Consider the following 12,680-nt stretch of genomic DNA (forward strand, 5'->3'; position numbering starts at 1 on the left):
ACTTGGGAAGAGAGGACTTCTCCTCTTCATTTTTTTGAACTAGAAAAGGATTATTATGGGATTAAAATCTCTTGAAGATGTGACGTATTTTCGTCTTAACAATGAAATCAACCGTCCAGTAAACGGCCAAATCATGCTTCATAAGGATAAAGAAGCTTTGGATGCATTCTTTAAAGAAAATGTTGTACCAAATACTAAAGCCTTTGACTCGATTACAGACAAGATTCAGTACCTTCTCGAGCACAATTACATTGAGAGAGCTTTTATCGAGAAATACCGTCCTGAATTTTTAGAGGAATTGGCCCAATTTATCAAAGACCAAAACTTCCAATTCAAGTCCTTCATGGCGGCCTACAAATTCTATAACCAATACGCTTTGAAAACAAATGATGGAGAATACTATCTTGAAAGCATGGAAGACCGTGTCTTCTTCAATGCTCTCTATTTTGCAGATGGAAATGAAGCTATCGCGCGAGACATCGCAAACGAAATTATCCACCAACGCTACCAACCAGCTACTCCTTCTTTCTTAAACGCTGGACGTGCCCGCCGTGGAGAATTGGTTTCATGTTTCTTGATCCAAGTAACCGATGATATGAATGCGATCGGACGTTCCATCAACTCTGCCCTTCAACTTTCACGTATCGGTGGTGGGGTTGGGATTTCCCTCAGCAACCTTCGTGAAGCTGGAGCACCAATCAAAGGGTATGAAGGAGCCGCTTCTGGAGTGGTTCCAGTTATGAAACTCTTCGAAGATAGCTTCTCTTACTCTAACCAATTGGGACAACGCCAAGGGGCTGGGGTGGTTTACCTCAACGTCTTCCACCCAGACATCATCGCCTTCCTTTCAACTAAGAAAGAAAATGCTGATGAAAAAGTTCGGGTGAAGACTCTCTCACTTGGGGTCGTCGTGCCAGACAAGTTCTACGAGTTGGCTCGTAAAAATGAAGAAATGTACCTCTTCAGCCCATACTCTGTGGAACGTGAATACGGAGTACCATTCAACTACATCGACATCACTGAAAAATACGATGAGTTGGTTGCTAATCCAAACATCCGCAAGACAAAAATTAAGGCACGTGATTTGGAAACTGAAATTTCTAAATTGCAACAAGAATCTGGCTATCCATATGTAGTCAACATCGATACTGCTAACCGGGCCAACCCAGTTGATGGAAAAATCATCATGAGTAACTTGTGTTCAGAGATCCTCCAAGTTCAAGAACTAAGCTTGATCAACGATGCCCAAGAATTTGTCCAAATGGGAACAGACGTCTCATGTAACCTTGGTTCAACCAACGTAGTTAACATGATGACTTCACCTGATTTTGGACGTTCGATTCGTGCCATGGTTCGTGCTTTAACCTTCGTTACCGATAGTTCTCATATCGTGGCCGTTCCAACCATTGACCACGGAAATAAACTGGCGCATTCGTTCGGACTTGGAGCAATGGGACTTCACAGCTACCTTGCGCAACAATTGATTGAATACGGATCACCTGAGTCTGTTGAGTTCACAAGTATCTACTTCATGCTCATGAACTACTGGACTCTCGTAGAATCAAATAACATTGCGCGCGAACGTGGTGTTACCTTCCACAATTTTGAAAAATCTGATTATGCCAACGGTAGATACTTTGATAAGTACATGACTGGAGAATTTGTACCAAAATCTGATCGCGTCAAAGAACTCTTTAAGGACATTTTCATTCCTAGTGCAGAAGACTGGGCTGAACTTCGTGATAAAGTCAAGGCAGATGGTCTTTACCACCAAAACCGCTTGGCTGTGGCACCAAATGGATCTATCAGCTACATCAATGACGTATCTGCTTCTATCCACCCAATTACACAACGGATTGAAGAACGCCAAGAGAAAAAAATCGGTAAAATCTACTACCCTGCAGCAGGATTGTCAACGGAAACGATTCCTTACTACACTTCTGCCTACGACATGGATATGCGAAAAGTCATCGATGTCTATGCTGCTGCAACTGAGCATGTAGACCAAGGTCTTTCACTGACTCTCTTTATGCGCAGCGATATTCCAAAGGGTCTTTACGAATGGAAAACGGAAAACAAACAAACCACTCGTGACTTGTCTATCCTTCGGAACTACGCCTTTAACAAGGGTATCAAGTCTATCTACTACGTCCGTACCTTTACAGATGATGGTGGAGAAGTTGGCGCCAACCAATGTGAAAGCTGTGTCATCTAATCCGCTATCCTAGATAGCTATCAAAAGTCGGTTCGCCGACTTTTTGTGCGGTATTCTATCAATTTATGGTAGAATAGTAACGATTGAATGAATAGAAAAAGAAAGTGATGCAAATGGAAACATACTACAAAGCCATTAACTGGAATGCGATCGAAGATGTCATCGATAAATCGACCTGGGAAAAACTGACAGAGCAATTCTGGTTGGATACACGTATCCCTTTGTCAAACGACTTGGATGACTGGAGAAAGTTGTCTAATAAAGAAAAAGACCTAGTTGGTAAAGTCTTTGGGGGATTAACCCTTCTAGATACCATGCAATCTGAAACAGGTGTTCAGGCTCTTCGTGCGGATATTCGTACTCCCCATGAAGAAGCTGTCTTTAACAACATCCAATTTATGGAATCTGTCCATGCTAAGTCATACTCTTCTATCTTTTCTACTTTGAATACTAAGTCAGAAATCGAAGAGATTTTCGAATGGACCAACACCAATCCTTTCCTTCAAAAGAAGGCAGAAATCATCAACGAAATCTATCTCAATGGGACCCCTCTTGAAAAGAAAGTCGCCAGCGTTTTCCTTGAAACCTTCCTCTTCTACTCTGGTTTCTTCACACCTCTCTACTATCTTGGAAACAACAAATTGGCCAACGTAGCTGAGATCATCAAGTTGATCATTCGGGACGAATCAGTTCACGGAACCTATATCGGCTACAAGTTCCAACTTGGATTTAACGAATTACCAGAAGAAGAACAAGAAAAACTCAAAGAGTGGATGTATGATCTGCTCTACACCCTCTACGAAAATGAAGAAGGCTACACAGAGAGCCTCTATGATGGTGTGGGCTGGACTGAGGAAGTCAAGACCTTCCTTCGTTACAACGCCAATAAAGCTCTCATGAACTTAGGACAAGATCCACTTTTCCCAGACTCAGCAGATGACGTTAACCCAATCGTCATGAACGGAATCTCAACCGGTACCTCTAACCACGACTTCTTCTCTCAAGTCGGAAATGGTTACCTTCTCGGTGAAGTAGAAGCCATGCAGGATGACGATTACAACTACGGCCTATAAGACAAAAACCTTTCCAGATGGAAAGGTTTTTAAATATAGACAACCTATTGTTTTACATAAAACAGATAGATGATTTTCAAAAAGTGACTTTTATTTTTTGAAGATTAAAAACTTTCCGCCGTGAGAAAAGTGCTAGAAACAATCATGTTTCTAGCACTCGGGAGTTTTGGAACCTTAGGTCCAAAACTAAGTCATGGAACTTCTTTGAAGTTCGCTGACGTCCGTACTCACCTAAGGAAAGTTTTTTAGAAGACTTTATCTTCAATCTGAAACCTTTCCAGACGGAAAGGTTTTTTTGTTGCAATCTTTTTCTAATTGGATCTGCTTTTTTTTGAAAAAAGAGGTTGGACAAACATCCAACCTCTCCGATTATTACAATTTACCTGCTACAGCATCCAACAATTCTTGGATTTTCGCTTGGTTGCTTCCTCCTGCCATGGCCATGTCTGGTTTACCACCACCACGTCCATCGACGATTGGAGCCAATTCTTTGATCACATTACCTGCATGAACATCTTTTGTCTTGCTGGCTACAAGGACATTGACCTTGTCACCGATGGCTGCGACAAGAACAAGCACATCAGAGTAATCTTTTTGTTTCCAGTTATCCGCAAAGGTACGAAGAGCACCTGCATCTGATACAGAAACTTGGCTGGCAATGTAACGGTGTCCGTTTGCTTCTTGAACATTCTTGAAGACATCGCCTGCTGCTGCAGCCGCTGCTTTTTCCTTCAATTTTGCATTTTCTTTTTACAATTGACGGAGTTGCTCTTGAAGACCTTCCACCTTGTGAGGAACTTCCTTATTTGAATCATTTACTGGAGTTGGAACTTGTACAGCTTTTATGAGATTTGTAAGACCGTTTCCATCTCCTCTCGAGGGTTTGGTGGCTTCCTACTTAAAAATAATCTTACGTTTTTTAGTGTTTTTCATTTTTAGTTTCTCCTTGATTTTAATGAATTGTGTTTTTATCAGTATAATAGATATCCCCTATTTTATAAATATCATAGTCACTGGGGTGAACGTGTATTTTGTGTTCTTTTTGGTTGTATTCATCCCACAAGATGAATTGTAAGTATTCACCATCATCAGTTTTTCCAACAATTTCACGATCTTGTGGATTAGGGTTTTTCACTATCTGCTCTTGTTTCTCTTTCTCTAATCTATCATAGATATTAGATAGGTCATTTCCAGCCTTGAAAATGAACATAATGACTATTGTACTAAAGAAAATCCCAAAACATAGTAAATTGAGTAATGCTCTATTAAATCTTCCCATTTTATTCCTTTCTTATAACTCATCGTCTAAATATTTAATAATTTCACCAATAATTTTCTCTTCTGTATCAGATGAAAACTTGGAATTAACTTGTTTCCTATAGCTCCCTGATGCTTCTCTGACAATATCAGAATAATAGATACATTGAATGTATTGCAAGCGTATAACATCAGTCATTAAGCTGTATTTTGAACCTTTACGCCCTCCATAACTTTCATCAAACGTAGAAGGAATTTGAGCTCTTTCAATCCACTATCAAGGGTTAGGGGGGCCTACTTCATATGCTGCATCCCAAAAAGGGAATCAACACACAGTATAGTTCCTACCTGGAAACAATCCTAAGTATACCATATTTTACTAGAGCTTTCAGCTAGAAGAACAAACAATCTTCACGTTCTATTGATCTCTCACCCCATTCAAACGAACGGTTTCCTCCAAACTACCGACATAGATGATATTGTTGTCCTCTTGCTTGGCATCATAAGAATTTTGACGAGCACCAAGTAAAAGCTGATAACTAGAGACCTCTAACTATAAATCAACCTCAAAACAAGAGCGTTGCACTCGAATACCAAATACCTCTAGAAGTTTAGCCAATTTCAAGCTCCGTTTAATGCTGGTGATATCGTAGATAATCGAGCAAAAGAGAGACTTTTTCTTGGCGAACTCTTTCTCATCTCCTGATAAACGATAGAATAATCCCATTATTTATCTCCTGTATCACATGTTCGATAAGATTGAGGACCTAGCTCCTCAAACGATCTGATCAAGCTTTTGATTTGCTGATCAGCAGTATAGAAAAAACTGTAACGTTTGCTATACCTTGAACATATGGATGATTTTCCAGCATCCTTTCCCTCATACCTCGGATAAAGATTTCACTTCCCTCATCTGTTCATATGACAGCATCATCCTCCTCTTTTTCAAATAGCTCCTTTTCTAGCTCTCCCTGAAAATTTCACCATTCCCATTTTTCACGATAATTCTGTATTCAGATAGACCTAAAACATAGTCCGACTTTTGTACGAAAAAACCACTCATGTCCTAACACCTCCTCAATGGATAAAGGATATTAGTTTATCACGTTTTCAAAAGTAGTCAAGCCATATATAAAAAAATACACAAGCAAAAAGACCTACCCGAGGGTAGGTCTTCTCTAGATTACAATTTACCTGCTACGGCATCCAACAATTCTTGGATTTTCGCTTGGTTACTTCCTCCTGCCATGGCCATGTCTGGTTTTCCACCACCACGTCCATCGACGATTGGAGCCAATTCTTTAACCAAGTTACCTGAGTGGATGTCTTTAGACTTGCTAGCTACGAGAAGGTTGACCTTGTCACCGATTACTGCGACAAGAACAAGGACGTCAGAGTAATCTTTTTGTTTCCAGTTATCCGCAAAGGTACGAAGAGCACCTGCATCTGATACAGAAACTTGGCTGGCAATGTAACGGTGGCCGTTTGCTTCTTGAACATTCTTGAAGACATCTCCTGCTGCAGCTGCTGCCGCTTTTTCCTTCAATTCTGCATTTTCTTTTTGCAATTGACGGAGTTGTTCTTGAAGACCTTCCACCTTGTGAGGGACTTCCTTAAGTTGAGGTGCTTTCAAGGTTGCTGCTACTGCTTTCAGTGCGTCTTCTTGTTCACGGTATGCTTCGAAGGCTTCCTTACCAGTCACTGCCAAGATACGACGAGTTCCTGATCCGATCCCTTCTTCTTTGACAATCTTGAAGAGACCAATTTCAGAAGTATTGCCTACGTGGGTACCACCACAGAGCTCAACAGAGTAGTCCCCGATAGTGACTACGCGAACTTCCTTACCGTATTTCTCACCAAAGAGGGCCATAGCTCCCATTTCTTTAGCAGTATCGATATCTGTTTCAATCGTTTCGACTGCGATCGCTTCCCAAATCTTTTCATTGACTTGTTGCTCAATAGCACGCAATTCTTCTGGAGTCACGGCTTGGAAGTGGGTAAAGTCAAAGCGAAGGAATTCTACTTCGTTGAGAGATCCTGCTTGGGTTGCATGGTTACCAAGGATATTGTGAAGAGCCGCATGGAGCAAGTGAGTCGCAGTGTGGTTCTTCATGACACGATGACGACGATTGGTATCGATAGCCAAGGTGTATTCTTGGTTCAAGGCAAGAGGAGCAAGAACTTCAACCGTATGGAGTGGTTGTCCATTTGGTGCTTTTTGAACATCTGTCACCGTCGCTACGACGTTTCCTGCAGCATCCAAGATTTGACCATGGTCCGCAACTTGTCCACCCATTTCAGCGTAGAATGGAGTTTCTGCAAAGATCAGTGATGCAGTTCCTTCTGAAACAGCCTCTACTTCTGCATTGTCCGCTACGATAGCCACCAACTTAGAAGGCAATTGGCTAGCATTGTAGTTGAAGCTACTTTCAACTGTAATGTTTTGAAGGGTTTCATTTTGCATCCCCATAGATCCACCTTTGACAGCAGATGCACGCGCACGTTCTTGTTGTTCCTTCATGGCTGCTTCAAAACCTTCACGATCGACTGTCATTCCAGCTTCTTCAGCGATTTCTTCTGTCAATTCTACTGGGAATCCGTATGTATCATAAAGTTTAAAGACATCTTGACCAGCAATCACTGTTTGACCTTTGGCTTTCAAGTCTTCAACGATGGTTTGGGCAAAGTGTTGACCAGAATTCAAAGTACGAGCAAATGACTCTTCTTCACTCTTGATAATTTTTTCGATAAAGTCTTGTTTTTCAAGTACTTCTGGGTAGTAACTTTCCATGATCTTCCCAACGGTTGGAACCAATTTATACAAGAAGGTTCCTTCAATCCCCAATTTTTGACCATGCATGGAAGCACGACGGAGGAGACGACGAAGAACGTAACCGCGTCCTTCATTACCTGGAAGAGCCCCATCACCAATCGCAAATGAAAGCGAACGGATGTGGTCAGCAATCACCTTGAAGCTCATGTTATCGCCATCTGGATCATAGGTTTTACCAGACATCTTTTCCACTTCACGGATGATCGGCATGAAGAGGTCTGTTTCAAAGTTAGTCTTCGCCCCTTGGATAACGGCTACCAAACGTTCCAAACCTGCGCCCGTATCAATGTTCTTGTGTGGTAATTCCTTGTATTCGCTACGAGGAACTGCTGGGTCAGCGTTAAATTGTGACAAGACAATGTTCCAGATTTCGATGTAACGGTCGTTTTCGATATCTTCCGCAAGCAGACGAAGACCGATGTTTTCAGGGTCAAAGGCTTCTCCACGGTCAAAGAAGATTTCTGTATCTGGTCCAGAAGGTCCCGCACCGATCTCCCAGAAATTGTCTTCGATTGGGATCAAGTGACTTGGATCTACACCAACAGCGATCCAACGGTTGTATGAATCCTTGTCGTCAGGGTAATAGGTCATGTAAAGTTTGTCTTTAGGGAAATCAAACCATTCCGGACTTGTCAAAAGCTCATAAGCCCACGTAATGGCTTCATCACGGAAGTAATCTCCAATAGAGAAGTTCCCCAACATTTCAAACATGGTATGGTGACGGGCAGTCTTCCCTACGTTTTCGATATCGTTGGTACGGATGGCTTTTTGAGCATTGGTAATCCGTGGATTTTCAGGTTTGATGGTTCCGTCGAAGTATTTCTTAAGAGTGGCAACCCCTGAGTTAATCCACAAAAGCGTTGGGTCGTTTACTGGAACCAAGCTAACAGATGGTTCTACAGAGTGACCTTTGCTTGCCCAGAAATCAAGCCACATTTGACGGACTTGTGCACTAGATAATTGTTTCATATTTTTCTCCTAATTTTTTTAAGCTTAATTTGCGCCAGCTTCTAACATTTCGACATAATCGATGGCGACACAAAGTGAGATGACTAAATCAGCGTATTCATCCTCATAGACCGATACTTGGTAGGTAGAGGTTAGATGAAAGAGTTCCTTGCTAATCTCAGCGACGATTTGATCCCGATCATCGAATAATTTGAATTCTAGGTCCCAGATATTTCCTTGTACCCGAAGTCCCAAATCTTCGATATCGTATTTATCCCTGAAGAGCGTCAGTTTTTTATGGATAAAAAAGCGGTCCCCATCCTTCAACTCAACCACAAACTTAGGAAGAAGGCTGATTGTTTTTTTAACGATGTGGCTCACTTCTTGTCCATTCTTATCGTAGATGGTAAAAGTCTTGGGAATCTTAAGAAAAGATCCCTCAACCTGGTACTCAACATTTCCCAACTCATCTTTGATATCGAACCGCTCGCCACCCAATCGAAATTTTTGTTTCACTTGATAGGTTCGCATCTTTTGATCTCCTTTAAAAAGCTCCAGACAACTGCCCATAAACAAAAAACAAGCCACTAAACGAAGGGCGAAAAACCGCGGTACCACCTTCATTCAATGAACTTGTCATTCTTCATTTTATATGCAATTGTCTCAGCCGAGTAGCAAAATCATTTCTCTTCCATGGCTCGCACCCCCGCCACTTCTCTGATTCCGAGTAACAATGATTTATTCTCAACTATTTCATTATACAAGTTCCAAAAGGAACCGTCAACTATTTTTTAGATGATGATTTGCTATCGCTCGTTTGAACACCGATATTTTGCAAATATTGGTTAAATGTTGATTTGAAGGCATCATCTTTGACCTTGATATTAGCATTGGTCATCGCTTTTGCAATAATGCTACGGATGTAGTTGGTATCTTGCTTACGACCGTCAACAATGATCTCTTTCAAACGTTTTTCGTATTTCTTCCAGTCAGAACCTTTTTCTGTCTTCTTATTCAATTTGACAATATAGTAGCTAGCAGAATAGTTTTGACCTGCTGAAACTGTGATCACATCTGAAATCCCATTTTCATCCAACTTAAAGGCAGCTTCTTTGACTTGAGATGGAATATCTGCTGTTCCTGAATCGAACTTGACTTCGCCACCTTTGTCTTTTGTAGCAGTATCTGTCGAATTGTCTTTGGCGATTTGGGCAAAGTCTGCACCTTCCGCTTTAGCTGCTTCCAACACTTCTTTTGCTTTGTCTTCTGAATCTAACTTGATAATTTGTGCTGTTACTTCTGGTGTGTAAGATTCAAAAGCTGCCTTGTAGTCAGACTCTTTGATATCTTTCTTAGCAGCTTGGTTGACTGCATATTCTAACAACATATTGCTACGGATTTGTTTCTTCGCTGTTTCTTCCGTCAAGCCTTGTTGCGCCAAGTAAGCATCGAATCGGTTCCCCAATTGTTTCTTTTGTTTAGCCAATTCTTTATCGACTTCTTTATCAGAAACTTTTGATCCATATTCTTTTTCAAAGACTTTATTGATTGTCATTTGGAAAAGAACTTGTTGAGCACCTTGGTTGGTTTTGATTTCATTATAGAAATCAGAAACTGTGATCGTGTCCCCTTTCATGGTCACGATATCTTTGTTTGTGCCATTGGCACACGCTGCTAGTGTTACGACTGATAGCAAGGTCACAGCACCCGCTACAAGTTTTTTCTTCATGAAAATTATTCTCCGTTCCTTTTTAAACTTCTTCTATTTTACCACAAATTAGAGAGAATACCTTAAATTTACCTAAAAAGAGCTAGGATCTGGCAAGGTTACCGTCTCTGCATTTTTCCGAATCATCAAAATACCATCTCCAAGTGGCACCAAACTAGCGGTCAAATCTGGATGATTGAGAGTCGCATTAAAGAGGTTCTGAAGCCCCCGGTAAATGGTTCGTTGTCCACGACGCACTTCCATGATGTCCTTGGCAACATCTCCTCCTTGGAAAATATCATCCAGTACCACAATTCCCCCAACCTCTAAGAGTTCGAGAATCCGTGGTAAAAAGACGATGTACTTAGACTTAGCAGAGTCCATAAAGACAAAGTCATAGGTCTCTGTTAAATCCTGCAAGACATCTACCGCATCTCCTTCAAGCAAGGTGATTTGCTTTCTCTGATCGTATTTAGCCAGATTTTCCTTGGCAAAGCCAATCATCTCTTCATTCCGATCAATAGTGGTAATTTGTGCATCGGGAGCATTTTCAGCCATTAAGAGCGCTGAAAATCCAATTGCTGTCCCAATTTCCAGGATTTTCTTTGGTTGTAGGGCTTGCAGGAGTAGTCTAAAGTAAGCTACCGTTTCATGCGGAATAATCGGAATATTTTCCTTGCGGGCGAATGCTTCTAACTCCTCCAAGGCACCTGCTACCGGTTTTTGACGCGTGCGCATAAAGTCAACGATCTCATCTTTAACCACTGGCCGGCGCATATTGTGGTTGGCATTTTTACTATAAGACTCTACCATCTTATGCGAGTCCTAATTTTTCTACTAGGGCTTCAAATTCATTCAACCGACGTTCAAAGACCGCAAAGGCTGCGTCCAAGTAGTCTTCTTTTTCCATATCCACACCTGCTTTGCGGATGACATTGAGTGGATAATCAGAATTTCCAGCTTTCAAGTAGTCGATATATTTATCACGATCTTCTTGTGTTCCATGAACAATCTTTTCAGCTAAGGCTGAAGCTGCTGCAAAACCTGTTGAATATTGGAAGACGTAGTAATTATAGTAGAAGTGAGGAATTCGAGCCCATTCATATTGGATCTCAGGGTTGTCTTCTTTTGAAAGACCATAGTATTTTTCATTGAGCTCTGCATAGAGGTTGTTTAAGAACTCACTAGTCAAAACGGTACCTTCTTGGTCTGCTTTATGGATAGCATGCTCAAATTCAGCAAACTGCGTTTGACGGAAGACGGTTCCACGGAAGCCATCCAAGAAGTGATTCAAAATAGCAAAACGAGTTGCATCGTCTTCTACTTCTTCTAACAGACGTTCGGTCAGGATATTTTCATTGGTTGTAGAGGCGATTTCGGCAAGGAAGATGGAATAGTCCCCATAGACATAAGGCTGGGTTTCACGGGTATAGCTAGAATGCATACTGTGACCAGTTTCATGCACCAAGGTGAAGAGATTATCCAATGTATCTTGCCAGTTCAACAACATGAAGGCATTGGTATCATAAGAACCACCTGAATAAGCACCTGAGCGTTTTCCTTGGTTGACATGCACATCAATCCACCGTTCGCTAAAGGCACGTTTCACACGAGAAAGGTAGTCCTCACCCAAAACAGCCAAGACTTCTTCTGCTTTGGCCAACGATTCTTCATAGGTAAACTTGTAGTCTGTATCGGATAATGGCGTATACATATCGTACATCTTCAAGTCTGAGATTCCAAGAATTTTTGAACGCAATTGCACATAACGTTGCAAGAGTGGCAAGTGTTTGTTGACCGCTGCCACCAAGCTATCATAAACACTTTCTGGTACAAAGTTTTCAGAAAGGGCCGCTTCACGGGCAGAAGAGAATTTGCGAACTTTGGCATTAAAGTTATGAACTTTCACATTGGTTTGCAAGGTTTTAGCATAGGTATGTTGGTACTGTTCATAAACCTTGTAGAGGCCTTCGTAAGCTTCTTTACGAACGGCACGATCTTTTGATTCTACCAAAGAAATATAGTTTCCATGGGTTAATTGAACCTCTTCGCCCTTGTCATCATGCACAGTTGGGAAAACAATATCTGCATTGTCCAAGATTTCAAAAGTTTCACCACCTGCCGCAAAGATCTCACCAGCTCCTGCAAGTAATTCCTCTTCTTTTTGAGACAAGACATGTTCTTTTTTCTCTAGCAAACGATCAAAATAATGACCATATTGTTCCAAGGCTGGAACTTCACTCACAAAGGCCTTGTATTGCTCATCCGTAATGGCCATGAATTCAGGCTCATAGAAGGCAAAGGTTTCACCCAACAAGCTATAAAGAGACATACCTTTTGATTGGTATTCTTGGTATTTAGCCACTCGTGTGTCTTGGTCATTTTTCATATGAGCATAGACATAGACCTTTTCCAAACGACGGCTCAATTCCAAATATGCATTGGTTGTATCCAACAGTGTTTGCGCTGAATCCAACAAATGGCCAGCATAGTGGCTTGCTGCTTTAATATCTGTAGCTAAGCTTGCTGCTTCTTCTTCCCAAGCTTGATCTGTCGCAAAAATTGTCGACAAATCCCATTGGTATTTTTCATCAATTTCATTACGTTGTTTTACCATTTCGATTAATCCTCCAATGGTACTATTTT

9 protein-coding genes and 1 pseudogene are annotated in these 12,680 nt (G+C 41.3%); 2 read left to right on the top strand and 8 right to left on the bottom strand.

Features of this window, described 5'->3' with window-relative positions:
• The first annotated feature begins 55 nt into the window (after nucleotides 1-55).
• The gene (gene nrdE, locus HMPREF3002_RS08825) at nucleotides 56-2,215 is read left to right on the top strand and encodes a class 1b ribonucleoside-diphosphate reductase subunit alpha (protein ID WP_070666247.1); all 2,160 of its coding nucleotides are present in this window, start codon (nucleotides 56-58) and stop codon (nucleotides 2,213-2,215) included.
• A 113-nt stretch (nucleotides 2,216-2,328) separates the two neighbouring features.
• Complete coding sequence (gene nrdF / locus HMPREF3002_RS08830) at nucleotides 2,329-3,288, top strand: class 1b ribonucleoside-diphosphate reductase subunit beta (protein WP_003011591.1); 960 nt, start codon at nucleotides 2,329-2,331, stop codon at nucleotides 3,286-3,288.
• A gap of 372 nt (nucleotides 3,289-3,660) precedes the next feature.
• Here the strand turns inward: nrdF and HMPREF3002_RS08835 are convergent.
• From HMPREF3002_RS08835 to pepF, 8 genes and pseudogenes are all read right to left on the bottom strand, one after another.
• Nucleotides 3,661-4,092: pseudogene (locus tag HMPREF3002_RS08835) on the bottom strand (DHHA1 domain-containing protein); the annotation flags it as partial.
• A gap of 148 nt (nucleotides 4,093-4,240) precedes the next feature.
• Nucleotides 4,241-4,567: a hypothetical protein gene (locus tag HMPREF3002_RS08840; RefSeq protein ID WP_023917686.1), complete on the bottom strand. Its 327-nt coding sequence runs from the start codon at nucleotides 4,565-4,567 to the stop codon at nucleotides 4,241-4,243.
• 531 nt (nucleotides 4,568-5,098) lie between these two features.
• Nucleotides 5,099-5,272, bottom strand: a complete 174-nt coding sequence (gene cas2, locus HMPREF3002_RS11360; protein WP_023917684.1) for a CRISPR-associated endonuclease Cas2 — start codon at nucleotides 5,270-5,272, stop codon at nucleotides 5,099-5,101.
• Nucleotides 5,273-5,728: 456 nt separating this feature from the next.
• Nucleotides 5,729-8,347, bottom strand: coding sequence for an alanine--tRNA ligase (gene alaS / locus HMPREF3002_RS08850; RefSeq protein ID WP_070666249.1), 2,619 nt, complete (start codon nucleotides 8,345-8,347; stop codon nucleotides 5,729-5,731).
• A gap of 24 nt (nucleotides 8,348-8,371) precedes the next feature.
• Nucleotides 8,372-8,857: an LURP-one-related/scramblase family protein gene (locus tag HMPREF3002_RS08855; RefSeq protein ID WP_070589439.1), complete on the bottom strand. Its 486-nt coding sequence runs from the start codon at nucleotides 8,855-8,857 to the stop codon at nucleotides 8,372-8,374.
• A 253-nt stretch (nucleotides 8,858-9,110) separates the two neighbouring features.
• Nucleotides 9,111-10,055: a peptidylprolyl isomerase PrsA gene (prsA, locus tag HMPREF3002_RS08860; protein ID WP_070666254.1), complete on the bottom strand. Its 945-nt coding sequence runs from the start codon at nucleotides 10,053-10,055 to the stop codon at nucleotides 9,111-9,113.
• A 72-nt stretch (nucleotides 10,056-10,127) separates the two neighbouring features.
• Nucleotides 10,128-10,847, bottom strand: a complete 720-nt coding sequence (locus tag HMPREF3002_RS08865) for an O-methyltransferase (protein ID WP_023917675.1) — start codon at nucleotides 10,845-10,847, stop codon at nucleotides 10,128-10,130.
• Nucleotide 10,848: 1 nt separating this feature from the next.
• Nucleotides 10,849-12,651, bottom strand: coding sequence for an oligoendopeptidase F (gene pepF, locus HMPREF3002_RS08870; protein WP_049496751.1), 1,803 nt, complete (start codon nucleotides 12,649-12,651; stop codon nucleotides 10,849-10,851).
• Nucleotides 12,652-12,680: the final 29 nt, after the last annotated feature.

Source organism: Streptococcus sp. HMSC065E03 (genome assembly GCF_001815045.1).
In the GTDB taxonomy this organism is placed as follows: domain Bacteria; phylum Bacillota; class Bacilli; order Lactobacillales; family Streptococcaceae; genus Streptococcus; species Streptococcus parasanguinis_AD.